The organism is Thermomonospora echinospora (assembly GCF_900108175.1).
Classification (GTDB): domain Bacteria; phylum Actinomycetota; class Actinomycetes; order Streptosporangiales; family Streptosporangiaceae; genus Thermomonospora; species Thermomonospora echinospora.
This window is the reverse complement of record NZ_FNVO01000009.1, coordinates 256,149-273,783: the sequence shown is the minus strand read 5'-3', so window position 1 is coordinate 273,783 and position 17,635 is coordinate 256,149. Positions and strand designations below refer to the sequence as shown.

The 17,635-nt window shown below is 73.0% G+C and carries 17 protein-coding genes; 7 read left to right on the top strand and 10 right to left on the bottom strand.

Translation table 11 applies throughout. The features are described 5' to 3' along the window. Positions 1–16 precede the first annotated feature (16 nt). From C4U03_RS21805 to C4U03_RS21795, 3 genes are read right to left on the bottom strand one after another with little or no spacing between them, the layout of a single operon-like run. Entirely contained in the window at positions 17–1,024 is a 1,008-nt protein-coding gene (locus C4U03_RS21805; protein WP_103939680.1) for an S-adenosylmethionine:tRNA ribosyltransferase-isomerase, read from the bottom strand. Further along, positions 1,021–2,412 (bottom strand): MFS transporter, encoded by a 1,392-nt coding sequence (locus C4U03_RS21800; protein ID WP_103939679.1) that lies wholly within the window; start codon positions 2,410–2,412, stop codon positions 1,021–1,023. Before C4U03_RS21800 ends, C4U03_RS21805 begins: the two co-directional genes overlap by 4 nt. Continuing rightward, entirely contained in the window at positions 2,409–3,191 is a 783-nt protein-coding gene (locus C4U03_RS21795) for an SDR family NAD(P)-dependent oxidoreductase (protein ID WP_103939678.1), read from the bottom strand. The genes C4U03_RS21800 and C4U03_RS21795 overlap by 4 nt, the downstream gene beginning before the upstream one ends. A 248-nt stretch (positions 3,192–3,439) precedes the next feature. Here C4U03_RS21795 and C4U03_RS21790 point away from each other — a divergent pair, with 248 nt between their 5' ends. The 5 genes from C4U03_RS21790 to C4U03_RS21770 all read left to right on the top strand — a co-directional run bounded on the left by C4U03_RS21790 (position 3,440) and on the right by C4U03_RS21770 (position 7,544). Continuing rightward, positions 3,440–4,624, top strand: a complete 1,185-nt coding sequence (locus C4U03_RS21790) for a GAF domain-containing sensor histidine kinase (RefSeq protein WP_235018021.1) — start codon at positions 3,440–3,442, stop codon at positions 4,622–4,624. Beyond that, a complete protein-coding gene (locus tag C4U03_RS21785) occupies positions 4,617–5,270 on the top strand; it encodes a response regulator (protein WP_103939676.1) in 654 nt (217 codons plus the stop codon). Before C4U03_RS21790 ends, C4U03_RS21785 begins: the two co-directional genes overlap by 8 nt. A gap of 43 nt (positions 5,271–5,313) precedes the next feature. Further along, positions 5,314–6,093 carry a PP2C family protein-serine/threonine phosphatase gene (locus C4U03_RS21780; protein WP_103939675.1) on the top strand — a complete coding sequence of 260 codons (780 nt, stop codon included), beginning with the start codon at positions 5,314–5,316 and terminating at the stop codon, positions 6,091–6,093. 160 nt (positions 6,094–6,253) lie between these two features. Then, positions 6,254–6,700, top strand: coding sequence for a DUF2752 domain-containing protein (locus C4U03_RS21775; RefSeq protein ID WP_103939674.1), 447 nt, complete (start codon positions 6,254–6,256; stop codon positions 6,698–6,700). A 118-nt stretch (positions 6,701–6,818) separates the two neighbouring features. After that, a complete protein-coding gene (locus C4U03_RS21770) occupies positions 6,819–7,544 on the top strand; it encodes an RDD family protein (protein WP_200827384.1) in 726 nt (241 codons plus the stop codon). Positions 7,545–7,614: 70 nt separating this feature from the next. Here C4U03_RS21770 and C4U03_RS21765 read toward each other — a convergent pair whose 3' ends face one another. Next, positions 7,615–8,394: a hypothetical protein gene (locus C4U03_RS21765; RefSeq protein WP_103939735.1), complete on the bottom strand. Its 780-nt coding sequence runs from the start codon at positions 8,392–8,394 to the stop codon at positions 7,615–7,617. Positions 8,395–8,605: 211 nt separating this feature from the next. Here C4U03_RS21765 and C4U03_RS21760 point away from each other — a divergent pair, with 211 nt between their 5' ends. Beyond that, positions 8,606–9,391: an ABC transporter ATP-binding protein gene (locus tag C4U03_RS21760; RefSeq protein WP_103939672.1), complete on the top strand. Its 786-nt coding sequence runs from the start codon at positions 8,606–8,608 to the stop codon at positions 9,389–9,391. Between the two features lie 274 nt (positions 9,392–9,665). On the opposite strand, the gene C4U03_RS21755 is transcribed toward C4U03_RS21760, so the two are convergent. From C4U03_RS21755 to C4U03_RS21745, 3 genes are all read right to left on the bottom strand, one after another. Further along, positions 9,666–10,436, bottom strand: coding sequence for a sulfite exporter TauE/SafE family protein (locus C4U03_RS21755; RefSeq protein ID WP_103939671.1), 771 nt, complete (start codon positions 10,434–10,436; stop codon positions 9,666–9,668). A 357-nt stretch (positions 10,437–10,793) separates the two neighbouring features. Beyond that, positions 10,794–11,051, bottom strand: coding sequence for a hypothetical protein (locus tag C4U03_RS21750; RefSeq protein ID WP_103939670.1), 258 nt, complete (start codon positions 11,049–11,051; stop codon positions 10,794–10,796). Between the two features lie 80 nt (positions 11,052–11,131). Continuing rightward, positions 11,132–12,046: a Rieske 2Fe-2S domain-containing protein gene (locus C4U03_RS21745; protein WP_103939669.1), complete on the bottom strand. Its 915-nt coding sequence runs from the start codon at positions 12,044–12,046 to the stop codon at positions 11,132–11,134. A 211-nt stretch (positions 12,047–12,257) separates the two neighbouring features. Between C4U03_RS21745 and C4U03_RS41195 the strand changes: the two genes are divergently transcribed. After that, complete coding sequence (locus C4U03_RS41195) at positions 12,258–12,596, top strand: hypothetical protein (RefSeq protein ID WP_200827383.1); 339 nt, start codon at positions 12,258–12,260, stop codon at positions 12,594–12,596. A 258-nt stretch (positions 12,597–12,854) separates the two neighbouring features. On the opposite strand, the gene C4U03_RS21735 is transcribed toward C4U03_RS41195, so the two are convergent. The 3 genes from C4U03_RS21735 to C4U03_RS21725 all read right to left on the bottom strand — a co-directional run bounded on the left by C4U03_RS21735 (position 12,855) and on the right by C4U03_RS21725 (position 17,487). Then, positions 12,855–13,832 carry a formylglycine-generating enzyme family protein gene (locus tag C4U03_RS21735; RefSeq protein ID WP_327373315.1) on the bottom strand — a complete coding sequence of 326 codons (978 nt, stop codon included), beginning with the start codon at positions 13,830–13,832 and terminating at the stop codon, positions 12,855–12,857. Further along, positions 13,825–16,044, bottom strand: a complete 2,220-nt coding sequence (locus C4U03_RS21730; protein ID WP_103939668.1) for a molybdopterin oxidoreductase family protein — start codon at positions 16,042–16,044, stop codon at positions 13,825–13,827. The genes C4U03_RS21735 and C4U03_RS21730 overlap by 8 nt, the downstream gene beginning before the upstream one ends. 168 nt (positions 16,045–16,212) lie before the next feature. Continuing rightward, positions 16,213–17,487: a sulfotransferase family protein gene (locus C4U03_RS21725; protein ID WP_103939667.1), complete on the bottom strand. Its 1,275-nt coding sequence runs from the start codon at positions 17,485–17,487 to the stop codon at positions 16,213–16,215. Between the last annotated feature and the right edge of the window lie 148 nt (positions 17,488–17,635).

Genomic DNA, 17,635 nt, shown 5'->3' with positions numbered 1-17,635 from the left:
CCCACAGGGGTACGGGTCAGGGAAGCAGCAGGTTCAGATCGCCGAACTCGTGCCAAAGGTAGCTCTCGGCGAGCGCGGCCTCGTAAGCCCTCTCCAGCAGCCGGGGACCGGCGATGGCGGTGAGCATCCGCAGGTGGGACGACTTGGGCTCGTGCAGGCCGGTGAGCAGGCCGTCCACCACGCGCACGCCCGTTTCCGGGGTGACGACGTGCCGCGTCCACCCGCGGGACGGCCGGACCCCGCCGGACGGCTCGGCGGCCGTCTCCAGCGCGCGGACCACGGTGGTGCCCACCGCGATCACCCGTCCGCCCCGGGCCCGCACGTGGCCGACCAGGTCGGCGGTCACCGCCGGGACGTCGTAGCGCTCGGCGTACGGGGGCTCGTGCGCCTCGGGCGAGGCGACGCCGGTGTGCAGGGACAGCGGGCTCATCAGGACGCCGCGGGAGACCAGCCGGGTCACCAGTTCCGGGGTGAACGGGCGGCCCGCGCTGGGCATCTCGGCGCTGCCCTCCCGCCGGTCCAGTGCGAACGCCGTCTGGTAGGCCGTCGCCGGCCAGTCGCGCCGTACGTACCCGTACCGGATCGGCACCCCGTACCGCCGCAGGTAGGGCACCACGTCGGTGCTGAGGCGGGCCTGCCACAGGCGTTCGGTCTGTCGCCGGACGAGGGCGAGCGTGGCCCCGCCGGGCATCGGTATCCACTCGCCGGGGCTGCCTCCCCGGTACGGCCGGCTGGTCTTGCCCACGCGGCGGCGCAGTTCGACCAGCCACAGGTCGGAGTCCTCGGCGTACGGGGTGGAGAAGTGGACTGCCAGCTTGTCCAGCCGTACCGCCGCGGGCAGGGTCGCCGAGGTGTTGACGACCAGCAGGTCGCCGGGGTTCAGCAGGTCCGGCAGTTCGGTGAAGGCGTGGTGGCCGATGCCGTCGCCGCGGGCGACCAGCAGGCGGACGCCGTCGCGGGTGCGGCCGTGCGCCTCCGGCGGCTCGTGGGCCTCCAGGGCGGGGGGCAGCGCGAAATCGATCATGACCGGATCTCCACCCGCCGGGCCGCGAAGATCGCCAGCACCGCGATGGCGACCAGCGGCACCGCGCCCACGCCCAGCCCCAGCGCCAGCCGGTCGGTGCCGAACGCGGTGACCAGCGCGCCCGTCACGCCGACCGCCAGCGACGACCCGAGGGTGTCGCTGAGCTGCAGCGCGGAGGTGTTGACCCCCTGCTCCTCCACCGGCGACTGGTTGAGGATCAGCACGCTGAGGCTGCTGAGCGCCATCCCCATCCCGGCCCCGCCGATGATCCACGCCGGTGCCGCCCACCAGCCGGAGACCTGCAGCGCGACGGACGCGACGACGACCCCCGTGGTGACCAGCACCGACCCGGTCAGCACGAAGAACGTGCGCGGGCGCCTGGAGCGGCCCTGGTACTGGGAGGCGGCCGACCAGCCCAGCGCCCCCACGGTCAGCACCATGCCCGCCTGGGTCGGGGTGAAGTCGTGCAGCGAGGTCAGCGCCAGCGGGATGAACACGTCCGTGCCGAAGAAGGCGCCCGCCAGCAGGCCGCGCATCACGACCGTGGTGGGCACGCCCCGCCGCAGCCGCAGCGCCCCGGCCGGCAGCAGCCTCGGCAGCCCCCAGCCCAGCCCGGCCAGGCCCAGCACCGCCGCCGGCAGCGACGGCCAGGACAGGGCGTCCACCGCGTACAGCACCCCTCCGGCGCCGATGGCGGCGGCGAACGCGGCGGTCACCCGGCCGCGCCGGGCGGGCACGACCTCCTGCGGGTCGTTCGGCGCGATCGTCCGCAGCGCCGGGACGAGCATCAGCGTGGCCGGGACGACCAGCGGGATCAGGCCCAGGAAGACCCAGCGCCAGTGCGCGTGCTCGGCGATGAGCCCGCCGACGCCCGGCCCGAGCAGCGAGGGCAGCACCCAGGCGGTGGAGGTCGCTGCGAACACCCGGGGCCGCAACGAGTCCGGATAGACCCGGGCGACCATCACGTACACGCCGACGAGCGCCAGGCCGGAGCCGAGGCCCTGCACGGTGCGGCCCACGACCAGCATCCACATGGTGGGGGCGGCCCCGGCGATCACCAGCCCGGCCACGAAGACGGCCAGCCCGGTCAGCAGCGGTCGGGCCGGGCCGACGCGGTCGATCCAGCCCCCGGCCAGCACGGTGGCGAGCATGCTGGCGATCAGCAGCGAGCTGAAGCTCCAGCCGTACAGGGCCAGCCCGTGCAGCTCGCGGGCGACCACCGGCATCACCGTGCCGATCGACATGGCCTCGAACGCCAGCAGCGTGATGACCAGGACGATGCCCAGAGTCGGCAGCCGGTAGCGGGCGGCCAGCAGGCCGGGCTCGGTACGCCGGGATTCGGCCTTGGTCTGTTCGACGTCCGTGTCGAGCTCCTTCGTCGCGGTCATGACGCGGCCCCGATCTCGGCGGCCCGGTAGCGACCGCTGGGCGGCCGCCCGGCGATGAGCCGGTGCAGCGCGGCGGCGGCCACCTCGGGGGGCGGGATTTCGGACAGGTCGTCCGAGGGCATCGCATCCGCGAGCATAGGGGTACGCATCTCACCTGGATCAACCCAATAAACCCGCAGATCGGGCTCCTCGGCCGCCAGGACGTTGGACAACTGCTCCAGGGCGGCCTTGGTGGCCCCGTACCCGCCCCACGTCGGGTACGCCTCCACGGCGGCGTCGGAGCTGATGTTGAGGATCGTCCCGCCGTGGGCGCGCAGCGCGGGCAGCAGCGCCTGGATCAGCGCCAGCGGGGCCAGCGCGTTGACCCGGAAGGCCGCCTCCAGCTCGTCGAGGGGCTGGTCGGCGAGCCTGGGCAGCGGGACGGTCCCGAGTGTGCTCGCGTTGTTGACCAGCAGGTCCAGCCCGCCGTGTACGGCGTCGGCGAGCGCGGCCCGGTGCGCCGGGTCGGCGACGTCGCCCGGCACGGCCGTGACCGTCCCCGTATGCCCGGCCAGTTCCCCGGCCACGGCCCGCAGCTCGGCGGCGCCGCGTGCGGTGATGATCAGGTTCCAGCCGTCGGGGGCGAGCGCGTGCGCCAGCGCACGCCCCAGCCCCCGGGAGGCCCCGGTGATGAGTGCCGTACCCGGGGAGGTCTTGGAGCCATGTGCCGTGCCCGGGGAGGTCTTGGTGCTGGGTGCCGTACCCCCGGAGGCTTCAGTGTCGGGTGCCGTTCGTTCCATGTCTGCGACGCTAGGAACGCGGGGCGCGTCCGGCATCGGCCGCCGGTCCCCGGACGTCGTCGGCAGATGGTCCTAGGCCGGTGGTCCGGTGACCCGGCGGGGCATCCGGACACAGGGCGCCGAAGGCGGTATAACGCCCGAGGGGGACGTCGCCGTGACCGGTGCCCGGATCCGGGATGACCGGGCGGTTGCGCGATTCCCCCGAGAGACTGATTCGGGACGCCTTTGCGGGGAGTACGGTCAGCAACGTGGGCACTGAGCGGGAGACCTGCCGGGACGCCGGGCCGGGCGCGGCCCTGCACGCGGTGAGCTCCGCGGTGCTCGCGGTCACCCGGCACCTGTCGGTGCACGAGGTGCTGCAGGTGATCGTCCGGGGCGCCGCGCAACTGCTGGACGCCCGCTACGCAGCCCTGGGCGTGCCCGACGACGAGGGCTCGTTCGCCGAGTTCGTGGTCGAGGGTGTCACCGACGCCGAGTGGCGGGCGATCGGCCCGCTGCCCCGCCAGCACGGCATGCTGGCGGTGATGCTGCGCGACAAGGCCCCGCAGCGGCTGGCCGACATCCGCACCGAGCCCGCCTTCGAGGGGTGGCCGGTGGCGCATCCGGTGCTCAAGGACTTCCTCGGGGTGCCGATCAGGGACGGCGAGGACGTCCTGGGGATCATCTTCCTGGCCAACAAGCGGGCGCCCGGCGGCTTCACCGAGGCCGACCAGGAGCTGCTCACGCTGTTCGCCGCGCACGCCGCCATCGCCATCGCCAACGCCCGGCTGCACGAGCGCAACCGCGAGCTGACCGTGGTGGAGGAGCGCAACCGGCTGGCCCGCGAGCTGCACGACGCGGTCGCCCAGAAGCTGTTCTCGCTGCGGCTGACCGCCCAGGCCGCCGCCGCGCTGGCCGAGCGCGACCCGGCCCGCACGGTCCGCGAGCTGGACCAGGTGCAGCGGCTGGCGGGCGAGGCGCTGGCCGAGTTGCGGGCGGTGATCCACGAGCTGCGGCCGGCCGACCTGGCCGGCGACGGGCTGGTGGCCTCGCTGCGCAAGCACGTGGAGGTGCTCGACCGGGCCCACGAGACCCGGGTCGGGCTGACGGTGGAGCGCGAGGCGGCCGGGCTGGCGGCCGAACTGTCCGACGAGCACGAGATCGCGGTGTTCCGCATCGCCCAGGAAGCCGTGCACAACGCGCTGCGGCACGCGGGCGCGCGGACCGTCGAGGTACGGCTGGCCGGCGCCGGTGCCGGCGGTGGCCTGCGGCTGGAGGTCGTCGACGACGGCCGGGGCCTCGACGCCGAGGCCGCCGACCCGTCCCGCCAGGGCGGCTTGGGCCTGGCCTCGATGCGCGAACGGGCCGCTTCGGTCGGCGGGGCGCTGACCGTCGACTCGCGGCCGGCCCCCGGCACGGGCACCCGGGTGCGGCTGGAGGTGCCCGGTGGCTGACCGGCCGATCACCGTGCTGATCGCCGACGACCATCCGGTGGTCCGGCAGGGGCTGCGCACCTTTCTGGGCGTGCAGGACGATCTGCGGGTCGTCGGCGAGGCGGCCGACGGCGCGCAGGCGGTATCTCTGGCCGAGACGCTGCGGCCCGATATCGTGCTGCTCGATCTGAACATGCCCGCCGGTGGCGGCTTGGCGGCGCTGCGGGAACTGCGGGCGCGCGGGCTGCCGACGCGGGTGCTGGTCCTGACGAGCATGACGGAACGGGGGCATGTGCTGCCGGCAGTACGGGCGGGCGCCGCTGGGTACCTCTACAAGGACGTCGACCCGCCCGCCCTCGCCCAGGCGATCCGGGCGGTGGCGGGCGGCAACGTGCTGTTCGCGCCGGAGGCCGCCGAGGCGGTGCTGGACGGGGGGTCGTCGTCCGGCCCGCGGCCCGGCCCGGACGAGCCGCGGCTCACGGACCGGGAACGGGAGGTGCTGGTGCAGATAGCGCTGGGCCGTTCGAACCGGGAGATCGCACGCGCGCTGGTGGTCTCCGAGAAAACGGTCAAGACCCATGTCAGTAATCTGCTCATGAAGCTGGGGGTGCAGGATCGTACTCAGGCGGCTTTGTACGCCGTCCGCCATGGCCTGGCAGACGGCTGACGGCTGATCGAACTCCTATGACTGGATCGTCATCGAAATCGGTATGAACGTAACAATCAAGTATGCGGCAGGCTCCGACATAGGCTGCGTCCGGGAGAACAATGAGGACTCGGCCTACGCCGGGTCCCGGCTCATCGCGGTCGCCGACGGGATGGGCGGTTACGCGGGCGGTGAGGTGGCCAGCTCCACCGTCATCGGATCGTTGCGCTCGCTGGACGCCGACGTCCCCGTTGACGATCTGGAGGACGCCCTGGGCCGTGCGGTGGCCGAGGCCAACGAGAAATTGCGGATCGCCCGGGAAGAGCGCCCCGATCTGAGCAGAATGGGTACCACCCTGACCGCGATGCTGTGGTCGGGGGCGCATATCGCGCTGGCCCACATCGGTGATTCGCGCGGCTATCTGCTGCGCGACGGTGAGCTGTTCCAGATCACCAAGGACCACACGATGAAGGAACTGCTCAACCCCGACTCCGGCGACGGGCCGGACGATGGGGGGGAGGCGTCCCGGCTGTCCCATGTGCTGTACCGGGTGCTCGACGGGCGCGAGGACCGCGATCCCGATCTGCGCCGCCGTGAGGCGCTGCTGGGGGACCGCTACCTGCTGTGCTCCGACGGGCTGTCCGGTGTGGTGGACGCGCAGACCATCTACGAGGTGCTCTCCGAGGAGGCCGAGCCCGCCGACGCCATCGGACGGCTGATCGCCCTGGCCAGGGAGGGCGGCGGGCCCGACAACATCACCTGTGTGATCGCCGACGTGGTCGAGGGCGACCCCAACAGCACCATGCGCGATCCCCAGATCGTGGGCGCGGCCCGGCAGCGGTAGGCCGCCCCGTTTCGCACACCCGGCCTGACCTGCGGCCGGGTGATCACCCCGCCATGCCGGGTCACGGTCTGATCCCGGATGTCCGGCTTTACTTGACCCCGCTAGGGTTGCTCCCGGTATATGGGTCACTCGGACATTGCCATCACGGTGGAGGGATCGCATGGCGGGGGTGCCGGATTCGGCGATCACCGGGGCGCCGCACGGCGTCGCCGGCGTCGTCGACCGGACGCGGACCGCCGCGCGGCACGGAGTCCTGGGCGTCGCGCTGCGGGTCGGCGCGATGACTGTGGCGGCCGTCGCCGTGGCCTGGCTCCACCGTGTGAACGACCCCGGAGTGCTGTGCCCCATGAGGGCTCTCACCGGGATCCCCTGTCCCCTGTGCGGTGGGACGACCGTGTTCATCGAACTGGGCTCGGGCCATCCGGTCCGTGCCGCGGCCGCCAACCCGGCCGTGCTGGTGGCCGCCGTGGCGCTGGCCACCGCGCCGCTGGGGCCGGGCGGCCGCTGGTGGGCACTGCGGCCGAAAACCCGTGCCTGGATGCTCGGCGCCGCCCTCGCGGCGTCGGAGCTTTGGCAGCTCGCCAGATTCGATCTCCTGCGCATGTAGAGCGCGCACGGCGTCGAACCGCAAGGTGGACGCATGTCCGTCATCGGTGAGCTTCATGGAGCCCGGCGAGTCTGGCGTGCGTCGGACGAACCATAGGGTCAATCAACAAGGAGTAAGCGTGGGCAATCCCTACGACCCGTACGGCCAGCAGCAGCCGGGGTACGGTCAGCAGCAGCCGGGTTATGGTCAGCAGCAGCCCGGTTACGGTCAGCAGCAGCCGGGCTACGGTCAGCAGCCCGGCTATGGCCAGCAGCAGCCGGGGTACGGTCAGCAGCAGCCGGGTTATGGTCAGCAGCAGCCCGGTTACGGTCAGCAGCAGCCCGGCTATGGCCAGCAGCCGGGATACCCGCAGCAGGCCGAGGTGCATCACCACCACTACGGCACGTCCCACGGCAGCCTGGCCGAGTGGGGTTCCCGGGTCGGCGCGTACCTGATCGACGCCCTGGTCATCGGTGTGCCGACGGGCGTGCTGTACGTCATCGGCGCCATCTGCGTCGGCGCCGGCGCCCCCGACCCGTACACCGGTGACGGCGGCAGCGGCGCGCTGGCCGGTCTGGGCGTCATCTTCTTCCTACTGGCGGCGGCGCTCGGCCTGGCCGCCGGCCTGTGGCTGATCCACCAGGAGGGCACCACCGGTCAGACGATCGGCAAGCGGCAGATGGGCATCAAGCTCATCGGCGAGCACTCCGGGCAGCCGATCGGCTTCGGCTCGGCGTTCGTCCGCAAGCTCGCCCACTTCCTGGACAGCTTCGCCTGCTACATCGGCTACTTCTGGCCGCTGTTCGACGACAAGAAGCAGACCTTCGCCGACAAGGTGATGAACACCCTCGTGGTCCGGGTCTGACGCCGATCGTGTTCTCCGGTGGGGCGCTCCCGGCAGGGGGCGCCCCACCGGCGTTCCCGCGCCCCCGAGGTCACGGGACGGGGTCGAAAGCGCTGTTGTGGGCCGCCACCCGGGCGCGGCGCACCGCCCTGTCCAACACCCGCAGGGCGTCGTCCCGGCGGTGCATCTGGGCGGCGGTCAGGCCGTGCCCCTCCACGCGGCGGGCCAGGTCGACGACCCGCGCCAGCCGCCCGGCCAGCGCGGCCACCCGGTGGGCCTGCGGCGGGTAGCCCGGGGCCAGCGTCGCGCCCCGCTCCGGGTCGCGCAGGTCCGCCAGCGCGTCGGCGATCTCGGGCGGCACCCCGGCCGTCCCGTCCACGGTCAGCAGCGCCTCGGTGACCTCGCGCATCGCCAGGGTGAGCCGGTGGTCGGCCTCGGCCAGCGACGGCACGTCGGCGACGCCCGCCCGGGCCTCATGCGCCTGCCAGCGGACGCCCACGTACGACGAGCCGCGCCGGTCCTCGGCGGGCACCAGCGCGATCGGCGCGTCCGGCAGCGCCACCAGCACCGCCTCGCCGGCCTCCACGGCGGCGGCGTTCAGCGCGGGCGGCCCGGTCAGCCCGAGCGGGTCGCCGGGCGCCGGCAGCGCCAGCCGCAGCGTGGACATGCCCGCCACCCGCAGCACCGCCAGCCCCCGCCGCAGCGGCAGGTCCTGAGGGTCGTCCGGCAGACCACCGACGACCTGCGGGACCGTCGCCGCCTCGACGGCGTCGACCGCCTCGTCCAGCCCGACATGTCCGCCCAGCCAGGCATTCCCCCAGGCGACCAGAGCCGCTGCGGCGTCCCGGCGCGGAGGGAACGCGTCCTGCATGCAGACCACCTTGACCACTTGCGACAGCGATGTCCTTGTCATGGTGAGCATCCGGCCCGCCCGATGTCCAATCGAGTGTCGGCGAGGTCACCCGGACGTCGGTCGAGGGTAGTCGCCAGAACGGGCCGCCGATGACATAGGTTCGACGTGCGAGGGCGGATTCCCGGGACGACGGGTCTCCGGGAGGCGCTGGACAGGGGAACAGGGGCGGATGAGCGGCGAGGTACTCCGGCTGAGCGATGTGGGAGTGCGGCGCGAGCAGTCCATGCTGCTGCGCGAGGTCACCTGGACCGTGCAGGAGAACGAACGGTGGGTCGTCATCGGGCCGAACGGGGCGGGCAAGACCACGCTCCTGCAGCTCGCCGCGGCCATGCTGTTCCCCACCGAGGGGACGGTGGAGGTGCTGGGCGAACGGCTGGGCCGCACCGACGTGTTCGACCTGCGCCCGCGCATCGGCTTCGCCAGCTCCGCGGTGGCCGAGAAGGTGCCGGCCGACGAGAAGGTCATCGACGTGGTGCTGACCGCCTCGTACGCGATCCTGGGCCGCTGGAACGAGGAATACGAATCCGCCGACGTGACCCGCGCGGTCGAACTGCTGGACGCGCTGGGCTGCGCCGAGCTGATCCGCCGCAGGTTCGCCACCCTGTCGGAGGGTGAGCGCAAGCGGGTGCAGATCGCCCGCGCGCTGATGCCCGACCCGGAGCTGCTGCTGCTGGACGAGCCCGCCGCCGGCCTGGACCTGGGCGGCCGCGAGGAGCTGGTCTCCCGGCTGTCGGCGCTGGCCGACGACCCGATGGCCCCCACCATGGCGATGGTCACCCACCATGTGGAGGAGGTGCCCGAGGGCTTCACCCACGCGCTGCTGCTGCGCCGCGGCTCGGTGGTCGCGATGGGCAAGGTGGACGAGGTCTTCACCGAGGAGCACCTGACCCGCTGCTTCGGCCTGCCGCTGACGGTGGAACGCCAGTCCGGCCGCTGGTACGCCCGCGCCCGCTGACCCGGCCCACCGACCCGGTCGCGCTGGTACGCCTACGCCCGCTGATCCGGCCACTGAGGCGGCCGTGTTGGTACGCCTGTGTCCGCTGGCCCGGCCACTGACGCGGCTGCGTTGGTACGCCTACGCCCGCTGATCCGGCCACTGACGCGGTTGCGCTGGTACGCCCCGCCCGCTGATCCGGACATTGCCGCCGACGCGGTTGCGCTGGTACGCCCCGCCCGCTGATCCGGACATTGCCGCCGACGCGGCCGAGGCCCCGCGCCAGGGCGTTCCGTTAGCCGGCGAGGAGGTTGACGATGGCGGTCAGGCCGACCGCCACGATCACGCCGCGCAGCACCGCGGGCGGCAGGCGGCGGCCGACCCGGGCGCCCAGCAGGCCGCCCACCGTGGCGCCGAGCGCGATGAGCAGCACCACCATCCAGTCGATCTCGGCGCGACCCAGCGCCCACATCACGGTGAACAGCAGTGCCGCCACCCCGTTGACCACGGCGGACAGCACGTTTTTGGCGGCGTTGGCCCGCTGCAGCCCGTCATCGAGGAAGATGCCCAGCAGTGCGATCAGGATGATGCCCTGGGCGGCGCCGAAGTAGCCGCCGTAGATGCCGGCGGCGAGCACGCCCGCCCACAGCCAGGGCCCGCCATGCGGGTGGTGGTGCTCGCGCCGCGCGGACAGCCAGGCGTTCAGCCTCGGCTGTACCACCACCAGCACCAGCGCCGCCGTGATCAGCACCGGCACGATCACCCGGAACGCCTCGGCCGGCAGCCCGAGCAGCAGTCCCGCCCCGATCAGCGCCCCGGCCAGGGAGGCCGTGACCAGGCGCAGCAGCCGCTCCCGCTGCCCGTTGAGCTCGGCTCGGTAGCCGTAGGCGCCGGCCACCGAGCCGGGGACCAGCCCGATGTTGTTGGAGATGTTGGCCACCACCGGCGGGAATCCGAGCGCCACCAGGGTCGGGAAGGTGATCAGGGTCCCTGACCCCACCGCCGCGTTGATCCCGCCCGCGCCGACCCCGGCGGCGAACACCGCCCCCGCCTCCAGCGCGTTCACACCCGAATCCCGAAAATCGCCATGTCCCGATCGTAGGGAGGTGCCCGATTCGCCACCCCGGCGGGGCGTTTCCCCGGCCAGGGGCCACCACGGCGGCCGCGACCCACCCTCCTGGCCACCGGCCATCGCCGTCGCCATCCGCATTGCTGTTGGCCGCGAACGACTGGCCGCTTCCCGGCCGGGGCCGCCGCGATGATCGTGGCCCACTCTTTTGGACACCGGCCGTCGGCGTCGCCATCGCCGGCCTCGCCGTCGCGGTCGATCGCCAACGAAGCGCCGTCGGCCTCGGCGTTGGTCGCGGACGACCGGCCGCGTCGGTCGCCGTGTTCCGGGAGTCGCGGCGGGGCGCGGGGTGGGTCAGCCGGCGTCGCGGAGGGGGGCGTGCTCCTCGGGGTGGACGTCGCTGACCGGGTGCTCGACCAGGGCGAGCACCCGGCTGGCCATGAAGCGGGCGGTGCGGACGGGGGTGCCGTTGCGGGTGACCTCGCTGACCTCCACCACGCCGCGTCTGGTGTCGACCTCCACCCGGCGGCCCGCTCGGGTGGCCTTCACCTCGTAGGTCCGGGGGGTGCCCTCCCCGGCGTCGATCATGATCTCGACCCTGTCGCCTTTCATGGCACGCTCCCCGCGGTCGAACGTATATTCGACATATACCCCTTGGCGGGTGGTTCAACCGGTGTCGGAGCAGGCAATGGCTAGGAGACCGGCCGTACCTGAAGGGTGCCGTTCTCGACGCGGGTCTCGAAGGAGGGCTGGCGGGCGGTGGCCGGGCCGTGCACCACCGAGCCGTCCGCCACCCGGAAGGTGCTGCCGTGCCACGGGCACACCACGCAGGTCTCCTCGTCCCGGTCGGTGATGATGCGGCCCTGGTGCAGCGGCCCGCCCAGGTGGGCGCAGCGGTCGGCCAGCACGTGGATCTCCTCGCCCTGGCGCAGCACGAACATGGTGATGTACCCCAGTCGCCGCTGTACCGGCCAGCCGTCCGGCAGGTCCTCCACCGAGCACAGGTCGTGCCAGCCCAGCGAGACGAGATGGGCGACCTTGTCGGCGTGGTTGGCCCCGGCCGCCTGCCGGAACGCCAGGTGGCCGCCCAGGTACGCGCCGGTGAGCACGGCGGCGAACCCGGCGAACCCCAGCAGCCGGCCCGCTCCCGTCAGGCCGCGCCGCCGGGCGGCCAGCGACGCGGTGTACAGCACCGCGGCGGTGCCGTTGGCGGAGGCGTGCACCAGCCCCACCCGTTGCTGCTCGCGGTGCAGCGCCGACCAGTCGGTCCATCCGGTGAGCACCGTCGGCACGGCCCCCACCAGCCCGGCGATGATCAGGGTCCGGGAGGCCCGTTCGGTGCCCGGCAGCAGATCCAAGATCGCCGCCGACGTCCAGCAGCCCACCGACACGTCCGTCAGCGGCGGATGCGCCGGATGCCCGACCGGCACCCCGTGCAGCAGGTCCTTGACCGGTCCGGGTCTCAGCACTCGCGAGATCGCCGACGAGATCGTGCGGATTGCCCCGTCCAGCCCGTCGGCATGCTCTAGATCCTCGACCGCGTCGGCCAGGCGCGTGGCGCCCGGCCTGGACCCGCGCCGGAACATCTTGCTCGCCCGTTCACTCATTGATTCCCCCAGAGAACCGGGTGCGATGTCGCGCTTCGGACTGCCGGTGACCGCTGGTCCGGTGGGGCGGCCCGGCCGGGATGCCCGTTGCACATTAGCCGCCCTACCCCGAACGGGCCACCACAGCCCCGGCCACCTACCCCGAATGATCGCCATGATGGCCGCGGGGAGTGTGATCCGGCTCTCGCCTGAGACCGGAGGATCGCTTACAGTGAGGACGAGCGCCGCCGAACTCACCGACGGGTTGATGGAGATGGACGGTCCCCCGCCGCCGGAAGGCCTGGCCGAGGCGGCGCATGCCGAAGCGCCCGCGGTCACCGATACGGCACCGGACACGGCGCCGATCGGACGGATCGAGGACGAGTTCCCCGGCTGGGGGGTCTGGCGCAGCGACACCGGCCGCTGGTGGGCGTTCCGCACGGCCGCCAGACCGCTGACCATCGAGCAGATCCGGGCCGGCTGCCGACTGATCGTCCAGGCCGACACGGTGGACAGGCTGCGGGCGGCGATCCTGGACGAGATCGACTGCACGCGGCGCGACGCCGGCTGACGAGGCGCCGCCGGACACCGAGACGGACCTCGACGGGCGACGGGCCCGCGCCGGGTCGCACTCGCGGACGGTCGCCATGCCTCAGCCCAGGCTTCGGGTCGGGTCTCGGGCCGGGTCTCGGGTCGGGTCTTGAGCCGGGTCAGCCGGGTCTTGGGCCGGGTCTCGGGCTGGGTCTCGGGCTGGGTCTTGGGCCGGGCTTCGGGCTGGGTCTCGGGTCGGGCCTTAGGCCGGGTCTCAGGTCGGGCCTTAGGCCGGGCTTCAGGCCGGGTCGGCGGCGCAGCGGAAACCTGTGTGGGCCGTGGTGGAGTCGGGGGCGTTGCGGGTGCGGGCGGCGACCCGGTAGCGGTTGCAGTACGACTCGTGGCACAGGAACGAGCCGCCCCTGATGACCCGGGCGGTGCCGGTGGACGGGCCGCGCGGGTCCTGGCGGGTCTCGGGCGACTCGGTGGCGTGCCAGTCGGTGCTCCACCAGTCGGCGCACCACTCCCAGACGTTGCCCGCGACGTTGTGCAGACCGTAGCCGTTGGGGGCGAAGGCGTTCACCGGGGCGGTGCCCGTGAAGCCGTCCTCGCCGGTGTCATGGACGGGGAACTCGCCTTGCCAGATGTTGCAGCGGTGCCGCCCGCGCGGGGCCAGCTCGTCGCCCCACGGGAAGCGGGCCTGGTCCAGGCCGCCGCGCGCGGCCATCTCCCACTCGGCCTCGGTGGGCAGGCGCTTGCCCGCCCAGGCGGCGTAGGCGGACGCGTCGTTCCACGAGACGTGGACGACCGGATGGTTGGGGCGGCGCTCGATGGAGGAGCCGGGCCCCTCAGGGGCCTTCCAATAGGCGCCGGGGACCGCCGCCCACCAGGGGGCCTCGGGCACCGTGGCGTCCATGACCGGGGTGTCCGGCCGCAGGTGGGCGTGGAAGACGAACGACCAGCCGAACCGTTCGGCCTCGGTGACGTAGCCGGTGTCCTTCACGAACACGGCGAACTGCCGGTTGGCCACCGCGTACCGGTCGATCAGGAAGGGGGAGAGCCGGACGGTGCGGACCGGCCCCTCCCCGTCCTGGGGGAAGGCGTCGGGGTCGGCCCCGCCCATCCGGAACGCCCCGCCCGGGACGGCCGCCATCCCCTTGGCGACATCCCGCGGGGAGCGCCGCGGGATGTCGAAGCCGAAGGTGGGCGCGGCCGTGACCTCCGCGGAGAGCGCGGGGGCACAGCAGGCGGGGCGCTCGTGTGGTCGGTCAGCCAAGATGCTCCACTGTCACCGGGACCCCGTTGAAGACCGCGTTGCCGGACAGGGGGTCGATCTCCTGCTCGTCGGTGACCGCGTTGACGTTGACGCCGGCGTGCTCGCCCGCCACCCGGGTGCGGGTGCCCGGCCGGTCGTGCCCCCACCCGTGCGGCAGGCTCACCACCCCGGTCATCACGGTGTCGGTCGGCTCGGCCACCGCGTCGAGCGTACCGGCCCGGGAGGTGACCCGGACGAGGTCCCCGGCGGCCACGCCCAGCCGTGCGGCGTCGGCGGGGTTGAGCTGGAGGGTGCAGCGGTTGCTGCCGCCGACCAGTTCCGGCACGTTGTGCAGCCAGCTGTTGTTGGAGCGCAGGTGCCGCCGCCCGATCAGGACCAGCCCTTGGGGGGCGGGCGCGCCGAGGTCGGCGCGCAGCCGGTCGGCGTCGGCGGCGAAGGACGGCGGGCACAGTTCGACCAGGCCGGAGGCGGTGCACAGCACCTCGTCCAGGCGCGGCTCCAGCGGGCCGAGGTCGATGCCGTGCGGATGCTCGTCGCGCAGCCGGGCCAGGGTGAGTCCCTCGGGGTCGGCGCCGAAGCCCTCGCCGTAGGGGCCGAGCCGCAGCATCATGTCCAGCCGTAGCTCGGCGCCTCGGCCGGTCAGGGACTTGCGCAGCTCCTCGGGCTCCCGGCCGTGGACGGGGGAGCCGGGCATGGCGACGGCCTTGGCCAGGGTGTCGCCGACGATCATCTCGTCCAGGGCGGCCGGGTCGCCGTCGGCGCCAGAGGCGAGCAGGGCGAGCCTGGCCAGGATCTCCGCTTCGCTGGGACGGCCCTCCGGCAGCGGCACCACGGGGGCGGAGTAGCGCGCGTAGTTGCGGACGGTGAAGCCCAGCAGCGCCACGTCGTAGTGCGGGGTCTGGGCCGGGCGGGGCGGCGGCAGCACGACGTGGGCGTGCCGGGTGGTCTCGTTGAGGTACGGGTCGACGCTGACCATGAACTCCAGCCCGGCCATCGCCGCGTCCAGCCGGTCGGCGTTCGGCGCCGACAGCGCCGGGTTGCCGCCGATGGTGACCAGCGCCCGGATCTGCCCCTCGCCGGGGGTGAGGATCTCGTCGGCCAGGGTGGCGACCGGGAACTCCCCGAGGACCTCGGGCAGGTCGCGGACGCGGCTGCGCCACCGTCCGGTGGTGAACGGACGCTTGCGGCGGTAGACGGGCACGTGGGCGGCGCGGGGGAACATGGCGCCGCCGGGCCGGTCGAGGTTGCCGGTGAGGATGTTGAGGACGTCGATCAGCCAGCTTCCCAGCGTGCCGTGCGCCTGGGTGCAGGTGCCGATCCGGCCGTAGACGGCGGCCCGTTCGGCGGCGGCCAGCTCGCGGGCCATCCGGCGGATCTGCAGCGGGCGGATCCCGGTGATCCCGGTGACCAGTTCGGGGGTGAAGTCGACCGCCAGCGCCCGCAGTTCGTCCAGGCCGTGTACCCGGCCGGCCAGGTGGGCGAGGTCGACCAGGTCCTCGGCGAACAGCGTGTGGACGAGCGCGAGCAGCAGGTGGGCGTCGGTGCCGGGGCGGATGGGGACGTGCTGGTCGGCCAGCGCGGCGGTGCGGGTGCGGCGGGGGTCGACCACGGTGACCCGGCCGCCGCGGGCGCGGATGGCCTTGAGTCGCCCGGGGAAGTCGGGCGCCGAGCACAGGCTGCCGTTGGACTCCAGCGGGTTGGCGCCCAGCATCAGCAGGTGGTCGGTGCGGTCGAGGTCGGGCACCGGGATGGCCACCGGGTCGCCGAACATGTAGCCCGCGCTGACGTGCTTGGGCATCTGGTCGGCGGTGCTGGCCGAGTAGACGTTGCGGGTGCCGAGCGCCTTGATGATGGCGCCGCCGTACAGCGGCCCGGCGATGGAGTGGGCGGTCGGGTTGCCGACGTAGACCGCGACCGCGTCCCTGCCGTGCCGTTCCACGACCTCGCGCAGCCCGCGTCGCACCGCCGCGAACGCCTCGTCCCAGCCGGTCTCGGTGTGCCCGTCGCCGTCGCGCAGCAGGGGGACGGCCAGCCGGTCCGGGTCGCCGTCGAGGCGGCCGAGGGTCGCCCCCTTCGGGCAGACGAAGCCCTTGCTGAACGGGTCGGCGAAGTCCCCCCGCACGCCGGTGATCCGGTCGTCGCCGTCGAGGATGAGCTCCAGCCCGCAGAGGGCCTCGCAAAGCGGGCAGGTCCGATACGCCGTACGACTCATGGCCGCGCTCCTTATAGGTACGGGATCAGTCCAATGATGACCCCGTACCGCGGCGCAGCGCCATGACCCCTCGGGAAAGGGTACGGACCGGTTCACCCGGAGCCCGCTAACGCCCCCCGGCCTGTTCCTCCCGACTGTCGAAACGTTCGGCATCCGGGCCGGCGCGGTTCAGCGCTCCTTGACCTGCTCCTCCTTGGTGCCGAAGCGCTCGGCGTAGGGGGCCAGCGCGCTCCGCCGCTCGGCCAGGTCGAGGCCGATGTCGGCCAGCCGGTAGTCCACCCGGCCGTGCCGGCCGCGGGGGTGCTCGGCCATGTACGCCTCCATGGCCGCGCGGGTTTCGGTGGTGAACGGCTGGCCGGCCACCTCGTAGATGCGCTCCACCATGGCGATGTCGTCGGCCATGAACTCGTGGAACAGCACGTCGATCGACTGCTCCTTGGGGACCAGGTCGCGGTCGCGCAGGCAGCGTTCCATGTAGACCGCGGCCCGGTCGCGCCAGTACGCGCCGACGGCGTGCGGGTCGATCGGGGCGGTGGTCATCCGCAGCCCGTAGCACAGCATCGTGGTGAGCGAGGCGGTCACCGCCACCGGATCGCGGTGGGTGATCACCACGGTGGCGTCGGGGAAGACGCTCGTCAGCGGGCCGAGCTGCTCCAGGTGCTGGGGGGCCTTGAGCACCCAGCGCCCGCCGCCGCGCTGCCAGGTGACGGCCTTGAGCGCGGTGCGCAGATACTCGTAGGCGAACGTCTGGTCGGTGCCCAGGTACCAGTCCCGGTAGGACGGCAGCATGGCCTGGATCTCCAGGTGCGTGGACGCGAACGTCAGCGCCAGCAGGCCGCCCTCCTCGTGGGAGTAGGTCGGCGTCAGGTCGAACATGCGCTTCAGGTACGGCAGCGTGGTGTGCACCATGTGCAGCGAGCCGGCGACCCGTTCGACGCGCGGCTCGATCGTGCCCTCCTCGCCGGGCGGCGGGACGGGCTCGCACGCCTCCCAGTACGGCAGCGGGCGCAGCGCCGGGTCGGCCGACAGCAGGTTGTGCAGGTGGGTGGTGCCGGTACGGGGGAGCCCGGCGATGATGATCGGCCGTTCGATCTGCACGTCGTGGATCTCGGGGTGCCGGGTGAGCAGGTCCTGCAGCCGCAGCCGCTGGGTGAGCTGGGCGACCATCTGTACGTGCCAGACGACCTTGCCGTGGTCGGCCAGCCCGGCCTCCTCGCGCAGCGACCGGCACAGGATCTCCAGCGGCTCGCGGAACGCCTCGTCGCCGAAGTCCTCCAGCCGCCGCCCGGTCGCCTCGGTCTGCTGGACGGCGGCGGCCATCAGCGCCTCCGGCTCCAGCGGGCAGGCCGGCGCCATCGCGGCCATGACGGTGACGAGTTCCTGGGCCTCCGCGGAGAAACGCGGTTCGGCGAGATCATCGATATGGACGTCTGCGGGCCTCATGTCTCCCCTTCACCCAGTGGTCATCGCCGGACGCTACGGTCATATCGGCGGTGATCGGCACGCTATCCAATGAGGCGCGGACCGCCATTGGACGATGCGATAAGCGAAGAGGCGCGAATCCGTCTTCAGGCGATAAACTTGATCTACT

What these genes read in the sequence shown, in the direction of transcription:
- C4U03_RS21775 (WP_103939674.1), top strand. Translation starts at nt 6,254, where the DNA reads ATGGCGGGGGTGCCGGATTCGGCGATCACCGGGGCGCCGCACGGCGTC.
- C4U03_RS21800 (WP_103939679.1), bottom strand. Translation starts at nt 2,412, where the DNA reads ATGACCGCGACGAAGGAGCTCGACACGGACGTCGAACAGACCAAGGCC.
- C4U03_RS21730 (WP_103939668.1), bottom strand. Translation starts at nt 16,044, where the DNA reads ATGAGTCGTACGGCGTATCGGACCTGCCCGCTTTGCGAGGCCCTCTGC.
- C4U03_RS21780 (WP_103939675.1), top strand. Translation starts at nt 5,314, where the DNA reads ATGAACGTAACAATCAAGTATGCGGCAGGCTCCGACATAGGCTGCGTC.
- C4U03_RS21805 (WP_103939680.1), bottom strand. Translation starts at nt 1,024, where the DNA reads ATGATCGATTTCGCGCTGCCCCCCGCCCTGGAGGCCCACGAGCCGCCG.
- C4U03_RS21765 (WP_103939735.1), bottom strand. Translation starts at nt 8,394, where the DNA reads ATGCAGGACGCGTTCCCTCCGCGCCGGGACGCCGCAGCGGCTCTGGTC.
- C4U03_RS21725 (WP_103939667.1), bottom strand. Translation starts at nt 17,487, where the DNA reads ATGAGGCCCGCAGACGTCCATATCGATGATCTCGCCGAACCGCGTTTC.
- C4U03_RS21760 (WP_103939672.1), top strand. Translation starts at nt 8,606, where the DNA reads ATGAGCGGCGAGGTACTCCGGCTGAGCGATGTGGGAGTGCGGCGCGAG.
- C4U03_RS21750 (WP_103939670.1), bottom strand. Translation starts at nt 11,051, where the DNA reads ATGAAAGGCGACAGGGTCGAGATCATGATCGACGCCGGGGAGGGCACC.
- C4U03_RS21795 (WP_103939678.1), bottom strand. Translation starts at nt 3,191, where the DNA reads ATGGAACGAACGGCACCCGACACTGAAGCCTCCGGGGGTACGGCACCC.
- C4U03_RS21745 (WP_103939669.1), bottom strand. Translation starts at nt 12,046, where the DNA reads ATGAGTGAACGGGCGAGCAAGATGTTCCGGCGCGGGTCCAGGCCGGGC.